The sequence below is a fragment of the Segatella copri genome, assembly GCF_015074785.1.
Lineage (GTDB): Bacteria > Bacteroidota > Bacteroidia > Bacteroidales > Bacteroidaceae > Prevotella.
In genome coordinates, this window is record NZ_CP042464.1 from 581,160 (window position 1) to 599,857 (window position 18,698).

An 18,698-nucleotide genomic window follows, 5' to 3' on the forward strand; every position below is an offset into this window, starting at 1 on the left:
AGAAGGGGCTCAGTGCAGAATTAAGATAATATTATAAACAAACGATAAACATTTAAAATTTTATTCCAATGGGAAGAGCATTTGAATATCGTAAAGCTACAAAGCTGAAAAGATGGGGCCACATGGCCAAGACATTTACTAAGTTGGGTAAGCAGATTGCTATTGCTGTGAAGGCAGGCGGTCCAGAACCAGAGAACAACCCATCATTGCGTGCTATCATCGCTAACTGTAAGCGTGAGAACATGCCTAAGGATAACATCGCTCGTGCCATCAAGAACGCTTGTGGCAAGGATACCAGCGATTACAAGGAAGTAACATACGAGGGATATGGCCCTCACGGAGTGGCTGTCTTCGTTGATACTCTGACAGACAACACTACACGTACTGTTGCTGACGTTCGTTCTATCTTCAACAAGTTCAGCGGAAACTTGGGTACAACAGGTTCTCTGTCTTTCCTCTTCGACCACAAGGCTGTGTTCACATTCAAGAAGAAGGAAGGTCTGGATATGGATGAGATGATTCTCGACCTGATCGACTACGGCGTAGAAGATGAGTTTGATGAGGATGAGGAGAACAACGAAATCACTATCTATGGTGCTCCTACAAGCTTCGGCGAAATTCAGAAGCACCTGGAGGCTGAGGGTTTCGAGGTAACTGGTGCTGAGTTCACTTACATCCCTAACGATTTGAAGGATGTAACTCCTGAGGAGCGCGAAACTATCGACAAGATGGTTGAGAAGTTGGAAGAGTTTGACGATGTTCAGACTGTATATACCAACATGAAGCCAGAAATTCCTGCAGACGCAGAATAAGCATTATGTTGCAGCAAGACAAACAGGATAAGTTGCAGAAGGTAACTTATCAGACTCATGGCACCTGCTCAAAATACATCTGCATCAGTATAGATGAAGATGGAAATGTGCAGGATGCCCAGTTCATCGGAGGCTGCGATGGCAATACCAAGGGCGTTTGTGCTTTGATTAAAGGCATGAAGGCAAAGGAGGTCATCGCCCGACTGAAGGGTATCACTTGTGGCAATAAGCCTACAAGCTGTCCAGACCAGTTGGCGACAGCTTTGCAGGAAATGGGATATTAATAGTATTAGAAAAGGCACGGATTACTAGCTAGTAATCCGTGCCTTTTTTACTACTAGTACTCCGTGTCTTTTCTAATACTTGAAGATATCATCCAGCAACACCTCCTTCGGGTTCTTAGCCGAATGATATATGAAACGGAAGGTGAAATGCTCTTCCTTATATTTCTTCAGACCAGGGTTGTTGTCCAGGGCTTCCTTCTGAATCTTATGGAGTTTACCCTTGTTGGCATCAATCGCCTTCTTGTTATCTGCCTTGTTTCTCAAAGAGATATAGTACGTATACATCTTCTTGGTTTTATCAAATGCAGCACTGTCAGTCCTGGCATCGTTGACGTATGGAGTAGGACAGTATTTTTCAGTATATTCCTTGGCTTCACGAGCCGCTTTGTCCTCCAGACTTTCTGTACAAGAAACGAGCAAAGAAGCAAAAATACCGATGTAAATCAACTTTTTCTTCATGATTTTTCTATTTTTTATCTAAAAATCTCTATTATTTTCAATATTTTGTGCAAAGATACGAAAAAAAATACTATCTTTGCACTCTAAAGAGAGAAAATTATATGGAGAATATAAATAAAATAAGAAATTTCTGCATTATTGCACATATAGACCATGGTAAAAGTACCTTGGCAGACCGACTTCTGGAGAAGACTCAGACCATCAAGATTACTGAAGGACAGATGCTTGATGATATGGATTTGGAAAGAGAACGTGGTATCACGATCAAGAGTCACGCTATCCAAATGGAATATAAGGCAAAGGATGGACAGACCTATATCCTGAATCTTATTGATACTCCGGGACACGTTGACTTCTCATACGAAGTTTCCCGTTCCATCGCTGCTTGCGAGGGAGCACTGCTGGTTGTTGACGCTACTCAAGGCGTTCAGGCACAGACCATTTCAAACCTCTATATGGCTATCGAGCACGACCTGGAGATTATTCCGGTAATCAATAAGATAGATATGCCTTCAGCTATGCCTGATGAGGTAGAAGACGAAATTGTAGATCTGATCGGTTGTAAGCATGAGGATATTCTCCGTGCTTCAGGTAAGACCGGTGAGGGTGTAGAAGATATACTGGAAGCTGTTGTTAATCGTGTTCCTGCTCCGGTAGGAAACGAGAAGGCACCGCTTCAGGCTTTGATTTTCGACTCTGTATTCAACTCTTTCCGCGGCATCATCGCCTATTTCAAGATAGAGAATGGCGTGATCCGTAAGGGAGATAAGGTGAAGTTCTTCAATACCGGCATGGAATATGATGCAGATGAAATCGGTGTATTGAAGATGGATATGATTCCACGCCAGGAATTGGGTACCGGTGAGGTAGGTTATATCATCTCGGGCATCAAGAATGCTACCGAGGTAAAGGTGGGTGATACCATTACTCATATCGCCCGTCCTTGCGACAAGGCGATTGCAGGTTTCCAGGAAGTGAAACCTATGGTCTTCGCCGGTGTTTATCCTATCGATCCTAGCGATTACGAGAATCTGCGTGCATCGCTTGAAAAACTGCAGCTCAATGATGCTTCATTGACTTTCTCGCCAGAGAGTTCTGTGGCTTTGGGCTTCGGTTTCCGATGCGGATTCCTCGGTTTGCTCCACATGGAAATCGTACAGGAGAGACTGGACCGTGAGTTTAATATGGATGTCATCACTACCGTACCTAACGTATCTTATATGGTATACGACAAGCAGGGCGGTGAGAAAGAGGTTCACAATCCTTCCGGATTGCCAGACCCAACTCTGATTGATCATATTGAGGAACCATATATCCGGGCAACCATCATTACGGCTACCAATTATATTGGACCAATCATGAAACTCTGTCTGGATAAACGAGGCGAACTCATCAACCAGGAATATGTGAGTGGAAACCGTGTAGAGCTCCACTTCATGTTGCCATTGGGAGAAATCGTCATCGACTTCTATGACAAGCTGAAGAGTATCTCCAAGGGATATGCTTCGTTCGACTATCATATCGATTCATTCCGTCATTCCGACCTGGTGAAGCTCGATATCCTGTTGAATGGAGAGCCTGTAGATGCTTTGAGTACTTTGACTCACCGCGATAACTCTGTGAGCTTCGGCCGCAGAATGTGCGAGAAGTTGAAGGACCTCATACCTCGTCAGCAGTTCGATATTGCTATCCAGGCAGCTATCGGTGCCAAGATTGTGGCACGTGAGACTGTTAAGCAGGTGCGCAAGGATGTTACCGCCAAATGTTATGGTGGTGACGTAAGCCGTAAGCGCAAGTTGCTGGAGAAGCAGAAGAAGGGTAAGAAACGCATGAAGCAGATTGGTAATGTGGAAGTTCCACAGAAAGCCTTCCTTGCTGTGCTCAAACTCGATTAATGATTTAATATAAGTATAATGGAAAAGGAGGTTAAGTATTATGGCAGACTTTAAAGTAATTACCCCTAAGCGTGATATTGCGCGCGAATTGGCGCGTAAATATAGTACGATGACTCATGATGAGCTCGATGTGGTGGAAGATATCCTTGAGCCTATCAAGTATGGCAAGGGCGAGCTGATCTTGCCTGAAGGTGAACAGTGCATGGGTATCTCGTACATCGAGAAGGGATTGGTACGCCAATTTTACTTTAAGAATGGCAAGGAGGTGACCGAGCATCTGGGTGTGGATCATACCATCTTTATGTGCATTGAGAGCCTCTTTAAGGAAGAGCCTACCCACCTGCAGGTGGAAGCTTTGGAGCCTACGCTGGTGTATATGCTACCGAAGAAGAAGCTGGAGGCGGCTGCTATGCGTAATGTCAATATCCAGATGCTTTATCGTAAAATACTGGAAGAGAGTTTGATTCAGTCTCAGATTCATGCCGATCTGATGCGATTTGAGTCGGCACCTAATAAATATAAGCGCCTGTGCGAAATGAACCCACAGGTGGTTCTGCGTGCTCCGCTCACCTATATCGCAAGCTATCTGCAGATGACTCCGGAAACGCTGTCCAGAATCCGATCAAATACATTATTATAATCATAAAGTAAAAAAGAGGATGTGACTTGTGACACACCCTCTTTTTTGTTGTTTCATATCATAGACCAGCAAGCCTTTACTCTGCCGTATAGAGGAATCGCTTGATGCTCTTCTTAGGAGTCTTTTCAAACTCATCTTCATGTATACGTATTTCTGATACTTTGCTGTAAGCAGGAATCATGGTGTTGAGCTCCTGACGGTTCTGCTCCATGACATCTGTCAGTTCTTTGGTACCGAGGTTCAAGGTCTGAGCTTCATCATAGTCTGGGTGAACCAGAGCAATGAGCTTGTCGCCCTTCTGTACAACCACGCTTTCCGCTACCAGAGCCAAAGAGTTGAGTTTATCCTCAATCTCCTCAGGGTAGATATTCTGACCGTTTGCGCCGAGCAGCATGTTCTTGCTACGACCCTTGATGAAGACGTTGCCGTCACCATCCATGGTACCGAGGTCGCCTGTATGATACCATCCGTTCTCGTCGATGGTCTGCTTGGTAGCTTCCTCATTCTTATAGTAACCCAACATTACGTTAGGACCCTTGGCAAGGATTTCGCCTGGTACATTCTCTGGATCAGGACTGTCGATGCGGACCATCATGTGGAGGGCAGCCTTACCGCAAGAGCCCGGTACGAAGTTTTTGTAATCCTCGTAGCAGATGATAGGGGCACATTCTGTTGCGCCATATCCTACGGTATATTTGAAACCTACGCTATGGAGGAAACTTTCCACTTCCTGGTTAAAGGCTGCACCACCGATAATCACCTCGTAGAAGTTGCCACCGAAGGCATTGGATACCTGGTCGCATATCTTCTCCTTCACCTTCTTGCTGATTACAGGCATGTGGAGCAGCATACGCATGCGGTTGTTCTGGATCTTAGGGAATACCTTCTTGCGGATAATCTTCTCGATAACCAGAGGTACAGCTATGATGACAGCTGGCTTGATGCGGCCGAATGCCTCGGCGATGATGGCTGGACTAGGGATGCGGGTGAGATAGAAGACGTGGCAGCCCTTGATGAATTCGAAGATAAATTCAAACGCCATGCCGTACATGTGGGCCATCGGCAGGATACTGATGACAGAATCTCCTGGCTTAATCTTCTTACCCAGTACGTTCTCTGCAAAATCTGCATTGCCCCAGAGTGCACGGTATGGAACCATTACTCCCTTGGAGAAACCGGTTGTGCCGCTGGTATAGTTGATCATAGCCAACTCATCCGGATTCTGTTCCATATAGTAGTTGACATGGTTTTTGCGGAAGTACTTAGGATACTTGATACCGAACATCTCGTTGAGGTGTTCGCGGGCATAAGTCAACTTGTCGGTACGTGAAACGACAAGTGAATAATCCGGTATATAGATGATGCCTTCAAGACCTGGCATCTTCGTTGCATCAATCTGTGTTGCTACAACATCACCCACGAAGAGCAGTTTGGCATCGCTGTGGTTTACGATGTTGTGAATCTGGTCTGGCATGAATTCATGCAGGATAGGTACGGCAATGGCACCATAGGTAAGGGTAGCAAGGAATGCTACAGCCCAGTTTGCGCTATTTCGACCGCAAAGTGCTATCTTGTCTCCCTTTACTACACCAGAGTTCTCAAACATGATGTGTAGCTTCTCAATTTTGCGTGCTACATCATGGTACTGCAAGGTTGCTCCCTTGTAGTCTGTCAAAGCATCCATATCCCAATGGTCTACGATGCTCTTTTGGATTAATGCGTTAAAGCTTGGAATCTCCATATTCTTGTTATTTAACGATTTGCTTTTTTATATTTTTCTCGTACTGAAGTCAGTTTGCTGATGATAGACCTTATCTGCTGATGATCTGTCAGCAGATAGGGCCTGTCTCTAGATTGCGTTCTGATAGAGGTAACGCTTGATAGACTTCTTGGCTGTCTTTTCAAATTCCTGATTATGAAGTTTGATGCGTGATACCTTTGCGAAGCTAGGTATCTGCAAGTTCAGTTCCTTGCGGTTCTGCTCCATGATGTTCTCCAGGTCTTCGTCTGTAAAGCCGAGGTTGTTAACTTCTTCCATATCCGGATGAACCAGAGCAACCAGCTTGTCATCGCTCTGTATTACGATGCTCTCGTTGACCATAGCCATGGAGTTGAGCTTGTCCTCAATCTCTTCCGGATAGATGTTCTGTCCGTTAGGTCCCAGCAGCATGTTCTTGCTTCTTCCTCTTACGAAGAAATGTCCGTCGGCGTCCATCGTTGCCAGGTCGCCTGTATGGAACCATCCGTCTTTATCTATTACGGCATCTGTTGCCTCCTGGTTCTTGTAATAGCCCTTCATCACGTTGATGCCGCGGCAAACCAGTTCACCGGCTACGTTCTCCGGGTCATCGCTCAGTACCTTCACCTCCATGTGCTTCACGGCAACACCACAGCTTCCTGCCACATAGTTGTCCTGATGGGCAAAGGTAATAAGTGGAGCAGTCTCAGTGGTACCATATCCCATGGCAATAGGGAAACCTACGCTGATGAAGAAGTTCTCTATCTCCTTGTTGAGCGGAGCACCACCCACAACAACCTCGCAAGGACGTTCGCCAAACTTTTTCAATACAAACTCGCGAACCTTCTCCTTGATGCGCTTATTGATGACAGGCATGTTCATCAGCAGTCGTGCACGGTTGGTTTGGATATGTGGGAATACTTCCTTTCTTACAATCTTGTCTACTACAAGCGGCACCGCATAGAGGATGTCTGGCTTGATTTCTGACAACGCCTCTGAGATGAGCGTTGGGCTCGGCAGACGGGTAAGGAAGAAGATATGGTTACCCAATACTATATTGAAGAGAAATTCTGTCATGAGTCCATACATGTGAGCCATCGGAAGGGTAGAAAGGATGTTGCAGTTCTTACCTATGTTAGGCTTCACTGAATCGATGAGGTAGTCGAGATTACCCCAAAGTGCTCTGTATGGGAGCATCACACCTTTTGAGAAACCGGTAGTTCCACTGGTATAGTTGATCATTGCCAGTTCTTCAGGATCGTCTACGTGATACTTCACGTGTTCTGGTCTGAAATACTTAGGATATCTGTGTCCGAACATTGCATTGAGGTTCTCGCGCGCATAAGTCAGTTTCTCAGAGCGCGAGATGACAAGCGAATTGTCCGGAAGATAGATGATTCCTTCCAGCGAAGGCATCTCTTCTGGTGTTATCTCTGTAGCTACCACGTCACCAACGAACAGAAGTTTGCTTTCGCTGTGGTTCACGATGTTGTGAATCTGCTCAGGCTTAAATTCGTTCTGTATAGGTACGACAATGGCTCCGTAAGTAATAATGGCCAGGAAGGCTACTGCCCACTGGCTACTATTTCTTCCGCAGACGGCAATCTTGTCGCCCTTCTTTACATCGCTGTTTTCGAACAGGATGTGTAGCTTCTCAATCTTTCTGGCAATATCGTGATATTGGAGGGTTGTGCCCTTGTAATCGGTGAGCGCATCCAGATTCCAATTCTTGATAATGCTGTTCTCAATATACGAGTTAAAACTTGGTATTGAATTCATTGCACAATTTACAAAATTTTGTGCAAAGATAATGAAAATAGTGCACACTGCAAAATAAAATGTGCACTATTTTCAAAAACTATATAAAATAATTAGTTTTTTTCCTTTTTAGTCTACATATTGTGGTGTTATAGACTGTATTTTACTCATATCTCATTGATTTGGCTGGATGGATATGAGAAATCAAGTAGCTTGGTGCTACGAGCATGAAGATGCTTATCAGCAGCGTAGCAATGTTCAGTGCTATGATGGCAAGCCAGTTGAATTCTACCGGAACGGTACTTACATAATAGGTCTGTGCATCGAGTTTGATGATGCCTGTAAAGTACTGGAGGGTAAGAATGCCGAGGGCGATGATGTTGCCCAGAAGCATACCCTTGCCGATGATGAAGACGGCAAACCACAGGAAGGTGTGGCGGATGGTCTTGTTGCGGGCACCCAATGCCTTCATTACGCCTATCATGGAGGTGCGTTCCAGAATGATGATGAGCAGACCGCTGATCATGGTGACGCCGGCTACTATCAGCATCAGACCGAGAATAATCCAGACGTTCAGATCCATCAGGCTCAGCCATTGGAAGATGTTTGGATTCAGGTCCTTGATGGTAGAACTGCTGTAGGTTTCTCCATAGTGATCTACCGTGCGGTTCACCTTATTAATAATATAATCTTCAGTCTCGTTGAGCTTGTTGAAGTCGTTTACTGTCAGTTCTGCACCGCTCGCCTGGTCTTCTTCCCATCCGTTCAGCTTCACGGCAGTATAGAGGTCGGTGTATACCATTACCTCATCATACTTCTTCAGGTTGGTCTGATAGATACCCTTGATGGTGAAGCGGCGCATACGCACTCCGTTGCCATCAAAGAAGTAGGCAAAGATGCGTTCTCCCGTCTTCAGCTTCAGCTTATCAGCCATCAGCTGTGAGATGAGAATCTGGTTATGACTCGCTTTGTCATCAAACTTAGGGATGCTGCCCTCGATCATGTTCTGATGGATAAAGGTAGAATCGAAATCAGGTCCTACACCTTTGAACATGACGCCCAGGAAATCGCTGTCCGTCTTCAGGATTCCCTCTTTCATGGCAAATTTCTGCACATGTTTTACGCCAGGTATCTTTTTCAGTACGTTGACCATCGAGTCGTTCATGACCACCGGATACTGGTTTTGCTGCTGCAGCGTCATGAAGTCGGCCACCTGTATATGGCTACCGAATCCTATTACCTTGTCGCGTATGGTATGCTTGAATCCGAGCACTACGCATACCGACATAATCATAATGGCGAGTCCGATAGCAACACCTGCAGTGGCTATATGAATAGCAGGGCGAGAAACTTTACGTTTATCGCCCTGATCGCTATATAATCTCTTTGCTATAAATAGAGGAAAATTCATCTTTTGTAATGTTGAATGTTGAGTGTTGAGTGTTGAATGTTGAATGTTGAATGTTGAATGTTGAATGTTGATAGTTAATTTAATCTTTGTGTCCGTTAGGCAACTCAACATTCAACACTCAACATTCAACATTGTTATAGTCCTTCGTCTTCCACTCTTCCCGGATAAGCCTCAAGTGCCTTACCCAGAACCACCAGAGCACGCTCCAGATCGTGTTTCTTCAAGACGTAAGCTACACGAACCTGATTGTGACCGGCTCCAGGAGTCGTATAGAAACCAGAGGCTGGAGCCATCATGATGGTTTCGCCCTCATAGTTGAATTCCTCCAGACACCAGCGGCAGAACTTTTCAGAATCATCGATAGGCAGTTTGGCTACGGTGTAGAAGGCTCCCATAGGAATAGGAGAGTATACGCCCGGAATGCGGTTCAAACCGTCTATCAGGCACTTACGGCGCTCTACATACTCATCGTATACATCGCGGTAGTACTCTTCAGGAGCATCCAGAGAAGCTTCGGCTACAATCTGACCAATCAGTGGAGGAGAGAGACGGGCCTGGCAGAACTTCATCACCGCCTTGCGGATTTCTGCATTCTTGGTGATGAGGGCACCTACACGGATACCGCACTCACTGTAACGCTTCGAAACAGAATCGATGAGAACCGTGTTCTGCTCGATGCCTTCCAGGTGCATCGCACTGATATAAGGACTGCCGGTATAGATATACTCACGGTAAACCTCATCAGAGAAGAGATAGAGGTCGTACTTCTTCACCAGGTCACGAATCTGATTCATCTCTCTGCGGGTATAGAGATAGCCCGTAGGGTTGTTAGGGTTGCAGATCAGAATGGCACGGGTGCGCTCATTAATCAGCTCCTCAAACTTCTCCACCTTAGGCAGGGAGAAACCTTCTTCTATCGTTGTGGCGATGGTACGGATCTTGGCACCCGCAGAGATGGCAAACGCCATATAGTTAGCGTAAGCAGGTTCTGGTACGATAATCTCGTCGCCTGGGTTGAGGCAGCTCATGAAAGAGAAGAGTACAGCCTCAGAACCTCCCGATGTAATGATGATATCATCGGCAGTTACGTTGATGTTGAATTTCTTATAGTAATCTACAAGCTTCTCGCGATAGCTGAGATAGCCCTGACTTGGAGAATACTCCAAGACCGTGCGGTCTATATGCTTCAGGGCATCTAGGCCACATTGAGGAGTTGGAAGGTCAGGCTGACCGATGTTGAGGTGATATACCTTTACTCCACGTTTTTTTGCTGCGGCAGCCAGAGGAGCCAATTTTCTGATAGGTGACTCTGGCATTTCAAGACCGCGTACAGATATTTCTGGCATCTTAAAATATTGTTTCTTTCTATTAATTATCCGTGTCGAAAATTGAATTCTATGACCTTCTGGTCTTTTCAATTTACGCTAATCGGCTGCAAAGATAAGAAAATTAGATGAGAATTGAGAATAACTTTCGGTTAAATTTTATTTTTTGATTAAAAACTCTTTAAATATGTCGCTCTTTGCTTTCTTTTTTATAACTTTGCACTTAATTTCAAGAAATGTTATAAGATTATACGAATTAATTAAAATAAGTAAGAAGAAAATTATGAGAAGTAGAACAAGTACATGGTTTGAGACCAAAGTGAAATATCAGAAGACAATGGAGGATGGTTCAGAAAAGGTTGTTTCTGAAGCATACGTAGTAGATGCTTTGAGCTTTACCGAGGCTGAGAGCGCTATCATCGATGAGATGTCGGTTTATGTAAGCGGCGAGTTGAAGGTGAGCGGTATCGGCAAGGCTGGCTACGGCGAAATCTTCTTCAGCGATGTGGATGATGATGATAAGTGGTATAAGGCTAAACTCCAGTTCATCACGATTGATGAGAAGAGTGAGAAGGAGAAGCGCAGCAATGTTACTTATCTTGTTCAGGCTAAGTCTCTCGCCCGTGCCCTCCGGTATATTGATGAGGTGATGGGCAAGACCATGATAGATTATGATGTGGTTGGTTTGAACGAAACCAAACTGATGGATGTATTCGAGCATCATGCTCCTAACGAGAAGAAAGAGGAGAAGAATGATGTGCCTGAATACGAGGAGAAATAAATTAATGTTGAGTGTTGAATGTTGAATGTTGAGTTGCCTAACGGGACACAAAGGTTAATTCAACACTCAACATTCAACACTCAACATTCAACATTCAACATTCAACATTTAGAATATGGACTATGATGTAAAAGGAAATCTCCATGAGGTGCTGGGCAGCTTGCCTGCCGGTGTCCGTCTCGTTGCCATCAGCAAGTTCCATCCCAACGAGTATATCGAGGAGGCTTATGCTGAAGGACAGCGTATCTTCGGTGAGAGCCACGAACAGGAACTCGCCAGGAAGGTGGCTTCGCTGCCTGAGGACATCGAATGGCATTTCATCGGTCATCTGCAGACCAATAAGGTGAAGTATATCGCACCTTATATCTCGATGATTGAATCGGTAGACAGTCTGAAACTTCTCAAGGAGATTGAGAAGCAGGCTGCCAAGCACGATCGTGTGGTGAAGGTTCTTCTGGAACTTCATCTGGCAGAGGAAGATACCAAATCGGGTCTTTCTCTTGATGCTTGCCGCGAACTCCTGGAGGCAGGCGAATGGCGGGAGATGAAGCATGTGCAGATTTGTGGCATCATGATGATGGCATCTAATACAGATGATGAGCAGCAGATTGCTCAGGAGTTTGATGAGGCTGCCCGGTTCTTTGATGAGGTAAAGGCCAGATATTTTGCCGATGATGATGCTTTCTGCGAGCGCAGCTGGGGTATGAGTCACGATTATCATATTGCCGTCAAGCACGGTAGCACGATGGTTCGTGTAGGTACTACCATCTTCGGTCCTAGAATATATTAAAAAAATAAGAGGGTGTGTCATGTTTAATGACACACCCTCATTGTTTATATAGTTAGTATATTATCTTCTGTCCCTTGCTGGTGATATAAATCTTGCCCTTTTGTGGAACGGCAACCTTTCTGCCTTCCAGATCAAAATAGGTTGTCGGTCTGTCTTTACCGATGATGACCGAAGAGATTCCGGTAGAAGAGAAGTTCTTGAGATAATCGAAGGTTACCAGACCGGTTGCGTCATCCTTTGTGATGTTGTAGAGCGGATGACTCGTATCAACACTGTTGTTCAGGGTGATACTGGTCAGACTGTTCACCTCATACTCTGTAGCAGAGCCCGCCTTGTAGGTTGGGAACGGGTCGTTCTGAAGACTCGTTATAATATCAGCATCGCTAACTTTCTTGTTATAGCTGTTGTATACCATTCCGTCTGCAGGAACAATCATGACCCTTGGCTTACCTGTCGTGTTGTTGGGATTATCAAACAGATTAACCGAAGTCTTGTCATCGTAGTCGATGCGCCATACCAGCAATCCGTAACCCAGAGCCTCCTTGTACCATCCCTCGTTTCTGATATTCTGCAGCAGCAGGTATTCGCCCTGGCTGTTGGCTATAATCTTGTATGCATCCGATGCCTTGTCGTATGGTTCCAGCTTGAGCTGCTGCGCCTCGGTATCCGAAAGGAGGATAGGCTGTTTCCATCCTACGATGCTCTTCTCCCATGGTGAATAAGGGATAGGCTGGTAGCCGTTAGCCTGATAACTGCCCATATCCATAACGTCTCAATATTCAGGACTCTGGTTATGGTCTGTGATGCCGTTGGTAGGATAGATGTCTGGCAAACCGAGGGTATGCGAAAATTCATGGCAGAAGAGACCGATACCATTGATGTAGTATTTGCCGTCTTGGGTATCTTCAGGCTTATTGTTCAGCTCGTTGTTGATGCCGAATCGGGATACTGTTTTCCCGTCACAGGTTCCCACTCCTACGGTACCCGATTTCGGCCAGAGGCAATCGCTTGAATTACCTGAGATGCTTTCAGAATAGCCGGCATAGATTACGTATACGAGGTCAACATATCCGTCGCTATCGCTGTCGTAATCGGCAAAGTTAACCTTGCCGTCTACCTGCTGGCAGGCTTCCTTAATCATCTGAGGAAAGTTGGTGTCACTGCCGTCTCCACTTCCGTTCTTGCCATAATAAGCTGAATTCTTGCTTACCGTAACAGGACCCACTACGTCAAACTGTGGTATAAACTGGTTATCGCTCATGTCTGCGAAATACTGCTGTACGCTGCCATAGTTCTGGCAGTAAGTCTCGTTGGTGATAAACACTTCTTTATCAGCCTCAGACATAGCTTCTCCCTTCTTTCCGTTGAGGTAATGGTTGAATGTAGCAACCGGATCCTTACTCTTGAACTTCACATCCTGAAACTGCACCAGGAGTACCAATGCCTTCGGACTTCCCTTATGAGGGAAATAGCTTGGTCTCATGGTTCCTATTTCTGAAGCTCTTGTAAGATTCTCTGAAGAGAAAGCACGGGTCTTTCGGGTGTTCAGCTCTTCAGCAGTTATCTTTTCGTATTTTCCGTCTTGGGTTTCCCGCAGGGGCGTACCGTCCAGCAGCATGTAGTAGTGGAAGGTTTCGTCGCCATGCAGGGTGGCACATGCTACGGTTCCATCAGGCAGCATAATCTTGGCGATGCCCGGTTTGGCCTTTACGGCATAGAGATTGGCGATGCCCAGGAAGGCGAGCGCCAGAGAGATGATTGTCTTCTTCATAAACAGTTAGGGTAGATGGGGGATTATTTATAAAAGTATTGTCCTTTCTTCTGAGTCTGGTGACCAAACTCGATGGCGTGATGCGGACAATGGTGATAGCAGGTAAAGCAGGTGAGGCAATCCTTGTGATGCAGCCATTCCGGATATTCTCCATGACCGCCCTTGATATCGCCTACAGGACAGACGTTGGCACAGATGCCACACTTCACGCACTTGTCTTTCTCCACATGAAACCGCTTGTCGGTGATGAGCACCTTCTCAAAGAATCCGCCCACAACCTTGGTGAAGAACCAAGGGATAGGACCTTTTACCAGACGCTTCACGCCCTCTTTCCTGTCGAATATCTCTTCGCAGATAACCGCCAGTTCCTGTGCCGATTTCGATTTCTTACGAACTTCGCGCTCCTTCGGATCAACATCCATGAAAGGAAGTCCCACATAAGATTCCGGCATGATGAGCGAGTAGGAAGCAGAAACCTCCGTGATGCCCAATGCCTGAAGCGATGCATTCAGCGCAATCGTATCGTTGAGGTTCTCGATGGTGAGTCCGATGCTGTCGCCTGCAGTACAGACGCAATAGGCGAAAGGATGCTTCCTGAACGTCTCCTTGTCTTCAGCAGTAGCATCAGGAGTTTCTCGCCGTATCTTCATCTTCCTGATAAACTCCCTTACAAGGCGTGGAACTCTCCAGCCATGTACGGGGAAAACGAATCCGAGCCGTTCATTCTCTTTCAGAATAAACGGCTCGGCTATATTGTGGCTTGAATCATCCGCCCGCATATAAGGGGCGATAGCAATCAAGTCTTCGTGTGTAGCCGCTGCCAGTCTGGCTGCTGCCCACTTGGTATTTCCTGTTCCGGAGAAATAGAAAATCATGCTTACTTTTAAATATGTATTGAGCTAGATTATTTCTTTTCTGTCATAACACCTTCTATATAGAGACGAGACATTTCTACATTGCCGTTAGAACGGATGGTGATGCTCTTCTTGAAATGACCAGGGAACATGCCCTTGCCGTTATAGGTAACACTAATCTGTCCCTTCTCGCCTGGAGCGATAGGCTTCTTGGTGTAAGAAGGTACGGTACAGCCGCAGCTGGCAATAGCCTGGTTGATAATCAAAGGTTTGTTGCCTACATTGGTGAAGGTAAAGGTAGCCTTCTGTACCGGATTTGACTCTTCGAACGAACCGAAGTTGTGTATCAGTTTGTCGAATTTAATCTCTGCCTGAGCAGATGCAGTAGCTACAAGAGCCACCAGCATTGTGAGTGTCAATATGATTCTTTTCATCTTCATATCCTTTCTTCTTTTTTATATTTTCTCTTTAATTTGTTTCTTATTTTTATATAATTCGATGCAAAAGTACATATAAAGTTTAGTATTACGTTACTTTTTTACATTATTTAAAACAATTATGCCTTATATTTCATGTTACAGCCTTCTTTTCAGTGGAAAAGTGGGGGCGCAATACTCCTCATTATAAAGAAGTTTGCAGTTTCCTGAACAAAAATCCCCCAACCTTAATCACTTAAGATTGGGGGAGAGCGTAGAAAAAATAATAAAGTATGAACAATATCAACTGAATAGAGGGCTAAATGTGGAATTTGATTTCATTCAGCCAAGCCTGAACACTGAAGCAGGGACAGGACTTGTGGACGTTCGGGAGATCACGATGACCTAGGATCTCGGCTTCGGGATAGTCTACGCACAGACTCGTCAGGAGATTCTGGAGCGACTGCTTCTGAGCCTTCGTACGGGTATCTGCCGGATTGCCGTCGGCGTCGAGACCGCCTTCGTAACAGATGCCGATACTGTGTGCATTGAAATGGCGGGCGTGGGCGCCGATTTCTGACTCGGGACGGCCGGGGTAGATGACGCCGTCTTTCGTGATGTAATAGTGATAACCGATGCAGCGGAAACCACGGGCTAAATGACAGGCTTCGAGCTTTTCGAAGGTGAAGTCCTGGGTGACGCGTGTGGCTGAACAGTGAATGACAATAAGTGATATTTTTCTTGTGTTTTTCATAGTGCTGAATCTTTAAAGGGTTGATACTACTGGCAGCTCTGCACACAAAAGGCAGAGGCTACTGCGGTGAGAACGGTAATGACGAAATTCAGAATTTTCTTGAGTGTTTCTCTTTTCATTTTCATTTGATTTTTAAGGTTAATAAATGGATTGGGGGGCTCGGATTTCCTATATCCGGGCGATACTAGAGAAGGAAGGCTGACAGGATGAGCAGATGGGCTTGATAGCGCGTGTTTCAATGATGCTTGCTATATTGATGAATAGCCGGGGGTGCTATAGCCGAATCCCGGACTGCATCCTGTCTAAAACCTTCTTTCTTCATCTACTGGCGAGGGGTTACTCCAGGCCGTCGCTACCATCGGAGCCGCTGCTCCCGGTGTTGCCTGATCCGCCAGTCTGTGTTGAGTCGCCACCCTGGTTTGTGCCGCCACCCTGGGTAGTATCGCCTGCGTTATCCTTGCCGCCGTCTGGTGGAGTAACATCTCCAGTTACGGCTGTGGCCTTCTTCAGGGATGCATCGAGGTTCAGACTGTTTGCCTTGAACTCACCGGTGCCACGGGCACGAAGCTTCAGTCCGGCAATGTTCTTGGTGATGCTGAACTCCTTCTCGGAGGCAGCACCTTCCTTGTTCTTGATGCCGATGCTGAAAATGGCGAGGTCGGGAATCTTCACGGCGATACCCTGCAGAACCAGTTCTCTTACGCAGCTCACCATGTCGGTGAGCATACCCTTGATGGCTCCCTTTGAGAACGGGGTGTTGTGACTTTCCATGTGCTCTGCGAGTTCATCAAGACCATAGGTCTGGGTGATTACAGGGTAGGCGAAAAACTTGCCGTTAGCGGCGCTCAACTTCTCGTTGACATACTTCTTCAATGTGTACAGAATCATAGTGTCTTCATTTTTAAGGTTAATAAATTGTGTTTGTGTAGTAGGGGGCGCTGCGCATTGCCTCTTGGTGGTATGAGATGTTATCTCTGAACCACAATGCAAAGATACGAAATCGGTGAGGGGTCAACTCACAGTTGCTCATACTTGCTCATGTTTTATCATACTTTTTCATAGATTCTTTTTTTCTGGAGTTTATAAGCCCATTATAATCAATCATCATTTGCTTGAATCTTGCAAAAACAAGTAAGTCTTCAAAAGCTATGGATGGCAGTCTCCTTATCGCACTTTTAAGGGGTGATGTGCAATATAATAACAGTTTTTTATCAAGCTGCTAAATAAACTTAAAAATCACAGTGTTTATGCGGAATAGTGATGTATTATAATTACCTTTGTAATTAAATATGCATCTGCATATGGCAAATAATAGACTGATAAAATGACAACAGACAATAAAGACAACAAACTCTCAATAGGAAGTAGCGATTATGCTGAGATACTGCGACACGCTGTCGCAGTAATTGAGCATGCACGGACAGAAATAGCCCGACATGTCAATGGCTACGTATCTACCGCCTATTGGGAGATTGGTCAAATGCTTCATGAGCGCAAGATTGAAAGTGGGTATGGTGACAGCGTTGTAAGAAGATTGTCAGCAGACCTGAAAGAACGATACCCGAAGATGGGTGTTTCACCACGTCAACTTTGGAACATGAAGAAATTTTATGAACGTTACGCGGGACATGATGAAAAAGTGCTACGCTCCGTAGCACTTTTGCCGTGGTCGCACAATCTGCTACTGCTGAGCAAGGGATTTAATGATGAAGCCACGCTATAGGGAAAGCCTATCGGAGTGGCGGATTATCAGTTGATAGTACCGAAAGAAAAATTACAGAAAGTCCTTGCTGATGAGATTAAGGCATTTAGTGAGGAGAAAGAAAACAAAGAAACATTATAATATGGACATTCAAAGAATAAATCTGCATACATCCGCTTTCAACGAGATAACGCATTACATTGAGAGGTGATAAATTATGGCAAAGAAATTTGAAATACGAAACAGTACGGCGGAATTCCTGACTTTCGTGGCAGAAGGTAAGGAGCAAGGCGTACAAGTGTTATATAAAGACGAAACGGTATGGGCTACTCAAAAGGCTATGGCACAGCTTTTTGACTGTTCAACAGATAATATCGGATTGCATCTTAAAAACATCTTCAAGAGTGGAGAACTTGTTGAAGATTCAGTTACCGAGAAAAACTCGGCAACTGCCGCAGATGGTAAGAATTACATGACAAAATTCTACAACCTCGATGCAATCATTTCCGTGGGCTATCGTGTCAACTCCATTCGTGCCACTCAGTTCCGCCAATGGTGCACCTATGTCATCAGGCAGTTCTCTTTGCGTGGCTACATCATTGACAAGAAGCGTATGGAGAACGGCTCGTTCATTGGGGAGGACTATTTTGAGCATTTGTTAGCTGAAATACGTGAGATTAGATTGAGTGAACGAAGATTTTACCAAAAGCTCACGGATATATATGCTACAGCTGTTGATTACAACAAAGATGCACCTACCACACGTTTGTTTTATAAAAAAGTTCAGAATAAGATGCATTATGCAGTGCATGGGCATACCGCAGCAGAACTTATAGTGGAAAGAGCCAATGCAGAGAAAGAGCATATGGGACTGACCACTTGGGAGAATGCACCTGATGGTAAAATCGTCAAGCCTGATGTCAGTATTGCCAAAAACTATCTCAAACAAGTGGAACTTGAAGATATGGGGAAACTTGTCAATTCAGTACTTGATTTAGCTGAACGTATGGCAAATCGACATATACCAATGACTATGGAAGATTGGGCAAAGCGTATTGATATTATTCTTGAAGCTGGAGGTGATGCCGTATTACATGATTCTGGAAAGGTTTCTGCTGAATTTGCCAAGAGCTTTGCTGAGTCAGAGTTTGAAAAGTACCGTGTGATACAAGACAAACTATTCAGCTCAGATTTTGATAGATTCGATTCTTCTTTACCGTTTGACGATGATAAGAATTGAAAGCCAAAGAGGGATGAGGTGGTCTCAAATCACCCCATCTTTCGCTTACTTGTCTATGTATGATGTAA

Annotated in this window: 20 protein-coding genes; 8 read left to right on the top strand and 12 right to left on the bottom strand. The window is 45.1% G+C overall.

All coding sequences use genetic code 11. From position 1 onward, the window contains the following. Positions 1-68 precede the first annotated feature (68 nt). The gene (locus tag FO447_RS02380; protein ID WP_022120814.1) at positions 69-812 is read left to right on the top strand and encodes a YebC/PmpR family DNA-binding transcriptional regulator; all 744 of its coding nucleotides are present in this window, start codon (positions 69-71) and stop codon (positions 810-812) included. Positions 813-817: 5 nt separating this feature from the next. Next, the gene (locus FO447_RS02385) at positions 818-1,096 is read left to right on the top strand and encodes a TIGR03905 family TSCPD domain-containing protein (protein WP_006846971.1); all 279 of its coding nucleotides are present in this window, start codon (positions 818-820) and stop codon (positions 1,094-1,096) included. A 72-nt stretch (positions 1,097-1,168) separates the two neighbouring features. Here the strand turns inward: FO447_RS02385 and FO447_RS02390 are convergent, their stop codons facing one another. Further along, complete coding sequence (locus FO447_RS02390; RefSeq protein ID WP_200757488.1) at positions 1,169-1,555, bottom strand: hypothetical protein; 387 nt, start codon at positions 1,553-1,555, stop codon at positions 1,169-1,171. Positions 1,556-1,656: 101 nt separating this feature from the next. Between FO447_RS02390 and lepA the strand changes: the two genes are divergently transcribed. Both lepA and FO447_RS02400 read left to right on the top strand, forming a co-directional pair. Then, positions 1,657-3,450 (top strand): translation elongation factor 4, encoded by a 1,794-nt coding sequence (gene lepA / locus FO447_RS02395; RefSeq protein ID WP_117692558.1) that lies wholly within the window; start codon positions 1,657-1,659, stop codon positions 3,448-3,450. A gap of 40 nt (positions 3,451-3,490) precedes the next feature. Next, positions 3,491-4,090, top strand: coding sequence for a Crp/Fnr family transcriptional regulator (locus FO447_RS02400; protein ID WP_118139578.1), 600 nt, complete (start codon positions 3,491-3,493; stop codon positions 4,088-4,090). 76 nt (positions 4,091-4,166) lie between these two features. On the opposite strand, the gene FO447_RS02405 is transcribed toward FO447_RS02400, so the two are convergent. The 4 genes from FO447_RS02405 to FO447_RS02420 all read right to left on the bottom strand — a co-directional run bounded on the left by FO447_RS02405 (position 4,167) and on the right by FO447_RS02420 (position 10,343). Then, a complete protein-coding gene (locus FO447_RS02405) occupies positions 4,167-5,831 on the bottom strand; it encodes an AMP-binding protein (RefSeq protein WP_200757490.1) in 1,665 nt (554 codons plus the stop codon). Positions 5,832-5,939: 108 nt separating this feature from the next. Beyond that, complete coding sequence (locus FO447_RS02410) at positions 5,940-7,607, bottom strand: AMP-binding protein (RefSeq protein ID WP_118416979.1); 1,668 nt, start codon at positions 7,605-7,607, stop codon at positions 5,940-5,942. Positions 7,608-7,749: 142 nt separating this feature from the next. Then, positions 7,750-8,997 (bottom strand): ABC transporter permease, encoded by a 1,248-nt coding sequence (locus tag FO447_RS02415; RefSeq protein ID WP_118416978.1) that lies wholly within the window; start codon positions 8,995-8,997, stop codon positions 7,750-7,752. A gap of 134 nt (positions 8,998-9,131) precedes the next feature. Continuing rightward, the gene (locus FO447_RS02420) at positions 9,132-10,343 is read right to left on the bottom strand and encodes a pyridoxal phosphate-dependent aminotransferase (RefSeq protein ID WP_006846964.1); all 1,212 of its coding nucleotides are present in this window, start codon (positions 10,341-10,343) and stop codon (positions 9,132-9,134) included. A 262-nt stretch (positions 10,344-10,605) separates the two neighbouring features. Here FO447_RS02420 and FO447_RS02425 point away from each other — a divergent pair, with 262 nt between their 5' ends. After that, positions 10,606-11,103: a DUF4494 domain-containing protein gene (locus FO447_RS02425; protein WP_022122025.1), complete on the top strand. Its 498-nt coding sequence runs from the start codon at positions 10,606-10,608 to the stop codon at positions 11,101-11,103. 115 nt (positions 11,104-11,218) lie between these two features. Then, complete coding sequence (locus tag FO447_RS02430) at positions 11,219-11,893, top strand: YggS family pyridoxal phosphate-dependent enzyme (RefSeq protein ID WP_200757492.1); 675 nt, start codon at positions 11,219-11,221, stop codon at positions 11,891-11,893. 52 nt (positions 11,894-11,945) lie between these two features. On the opposite strand, the gene FO447_RS02435 is transcribed toward FO447_RS02430, so the two are convergent. The 7 genes from FO447_RS02435 to FO447_RS02465 all read right to left on the bottom strand — a co-directional run bounded on the left by FO447_RS02435 (position 11,946) and on the right by FO447_RS02465 (position 16,576). Next, the gene (locus FO447_RS02435) at positions 11,946-12,659 is read right to left on the bottom strand and encodes a hypothetical protein (RefSeq protein WP_200757494.1); all 714 of its coding nucleotides are present in this window, start codon (positions 12,657-12,659) and stop codon (positions 11,946-11,948) included. Positions 12,660-12,665: 6 nt separating this feature from the next. Then, complete coding sequence (locus FO447_RS02440) at positions 12,666-13,664, bottom strand: M6 family metalloprotease domain-containing protein (protein WP_200757496.1); 999 nt, start codon at positions 13,662-13,664, stop codon at positions 12,666-12,668. 23 nt (positions 13,665-13,687) lie between these two features. Beyond that, positions 13,688-14,539, bottom strand: coding sequence for an EFR1 family ferrodoxin (locus tag FO447_RS02445; protein ID WP_200757498.1), 852 nt, complete (start codon positions 14,537-14,539; stop codon positions 13,688-13,690). A gap of 29 nt (positions 14,540-14,568) precedes the next feature. Beyond that, positions 14,569-14,952, bottom strand: coding sequence for a DUF1573 domain-containing protein (locus FO447_RS02450; protein WP_117729181.1), 384 nt, complete (start codon positions 14,950-14,952; stop codon positions 14,569-14,571). A 301-nt stretch (positions 14,953-15,253) separates the two neighbouring features. Next, positions 15,254-15,688, bottom strand: a complete 435-nt coding sequence (locus FO447_RS02455) for an N-acetylmuramoyl-L-alanine amidase (RefSeq protein WP_200757499.1) — start codon at positions 15,686-15,688, stop codon at positions 15,254-15,256. Between the two features lie 26 nt (positions 15,689-15,714). After that, positions 15,715-15,807: a smalltalk protein gene (locus tag FO447_RS02460; protein WP_167529916.1), complete on the bottom strand. Its 93-nt coding sequence runs from the start codon at positions 15,805-15,807 to the stop codon at positions 15,715-15,717. A 217-nt stretch (positions 15,808-16,024) separates the two neighbouring features. Continuing rightward, entirely contained in the window at positions 16,025-16,576 is a 552-nt protein-coding gene (locus FO447_RS02465; RefSeq protein ID WP_200757500.1) for a DNA-binding protein, read from the bottom strand. Between the two features lie 436 nt (positions 16,577-17,012). Here FO447_RS02465 and FO447_RS02470 point away from each other — a divergent pair, with 436 nt between their 5' ends. Further along, positions 17,013-17,411 carry a DUF1016 N-terminal domain-containing protein gene (locus FO447_RS02470; RefSeq protein WP_200757501.1) on the top strand — a complete coding sequence of 133 codons (399 nt, stop codon included), beginning with the start codon at positions 17,013-17,015 and terminating at the stop codon, positions 17,409-17,411. 196 nt (positions 17,412-17,607) lie between these two features. After that, complete coding sequence (locus FO447_RS02475) at positions 17,608-18,630, top strand: virulence RhuM family protein (RefSeq protein ID WP_119230076.1); 1,023 nt, start codon at positions 17,608-17,610, stop codon at positions 18,628-18,630. Positions 18,631-18,698 lie beyond the last annotated feature (68 nt).

Excerpts from the sequence above, each read along its gene's own strand:
- FO447_RS02450 (WP_117729181.1), bottom strand. The coding sequence starts at position 14,952 with ATGAAAAGAATCATATTGACACTCACAATGCTGGTGGCTCTTGTAGCT.
- FO447_RS02440 (WP_200757496.1), bottom strand. The coding sequence starts at position 13,664 with ATGAAGAAGACAATCATCTCTCTGGCGCTCGCCTTCCTGGGCATCGCC.
- FO447_RS02385 (WP_006846971.1), top strand. The coding sequence starts at position 818 with ATGTTGCAGCAAGACAAACAGGATAAGTTGCAGAAGGTAACTTATCAG.
- FO447_RS02460 (WP_167529916.1), bottom strand. The coding sequence starts at position 15,807 with ATGAAAAGAGAAACACTCAAGAAAATTCTGAATTTCGTCATTACCGTT.
- FO447_RS02425 (WP_022122025.1), top strand. The coding sequence starts at position 10,606 with ATGAGAAGTAGAACAAGTACATGGTTTGAGACCAAAGTGAAATATCAG.
- FO447_RS02455 (WP_200757499.1), bottom strand. The coding sequence starts at position 15,688 with ATGAAAAACACAAGAAAAATATCACTTATTGTCATTCACTGTTCAGCC.
- FO447_RS02420 (WP_006846964.1), bottom strand. The coding sequence starts at position 10,343 with ATGCCAGAAATATCTGTACGCGGTCTTGAAATGCCAGAGTCACCTATC.
- FO447_RS02475 (WP_119230076.1), top strand. The coding sequence starts at position 17,608 with ATGGCAAAGAAATTTGAAATACGAAACAGTACGGCGGAATTCCTGACT.
- FO447_RS02400 (WP_118139578.1), top strand. The coding sequence starts at position 3,491 with ATGGCAGACTTTAAAGTAATTACCCCTAAGCGTGATATTGCGCGCGAA.
- FO447_RS02430 (WP_200757492.1), top strand. The coding sequence starts at position 11,219 with ATGGACTATGATGTAAAAGGAAATCTCCATGAGGTGCTGGGCAGCTTG.
- FO447_RS02390 (WP_200757488.1), bottom strand. The coding sequence starts at position 1,555 with ATGAAGAAAAAGTTGATTTACATCGGTATTTTTGCTTCTTTGCTCGTT.
- FO447_RS02405 (WP_200757490.1), bottom strand. The coding sequence starts at position 5,831 with ATGGAGATTCCAAGCTTTAACGCATTAATCCAAAAGAGCATCGTAGAC.
- FO447_RS02470 (WP_200757501.1), top strand. The coding sequence starts at position 17,013 with ATGACAACAGACAATAAAGACAACAAACTCTCAATAGGAAGTAGCGAT.
- FO447_RS02415 (WP_118416978.1), bottom strand. The coding sequence starts at position 8,997 with ATGAATTTTCCTCTATTTATAGCAAAGAGATTATATAGCGATCAGGGC.
- FO447_RS02435 (WP_200757494.1), bottom strand. The coding sequence starts at position 12,659 with ATGGATATGGGCAGTTATCAGGCTAACGGCTACCAGCCTATCCCTTAT.
- FO447_RS02380 (WP_022120814.1), top strand. The coding sequence starts at position 69 with ATGGGAAGAGCATTTGAATATCGTAAAGCTACAAAGCTGAAAAGATGG.
- lepA (WP_117692558.1), top strand. The coding sequence starts at position 1,657 with ATGGAGAATATAAATAAAATAAGAAATTTCTGCATTATTGCACATATA.
- FO447_RS02410 (WP_118416979.1), bottom strand. The coding sequence starts at position 7,607 with ATGAATTCAATACCAAGTTTTAACTCGTATATTGAGAACAGCATTATC.
- FO447_RS02465 (WP_200757500.1), bottom strand. The coding sequence starts at position 16,576 with ATGATTCTGTACACATTGAAGAAGTATGTCAACGAGAAGTTGAGCGCC.
- FO447_RS02445 (WP_200757498.1), bottom strand. The coding sequence starts at position 14,539 with ATGATTTTCTATTTCTCCGGAACAGGAAATACCAAGTGGGCAGCAGCC.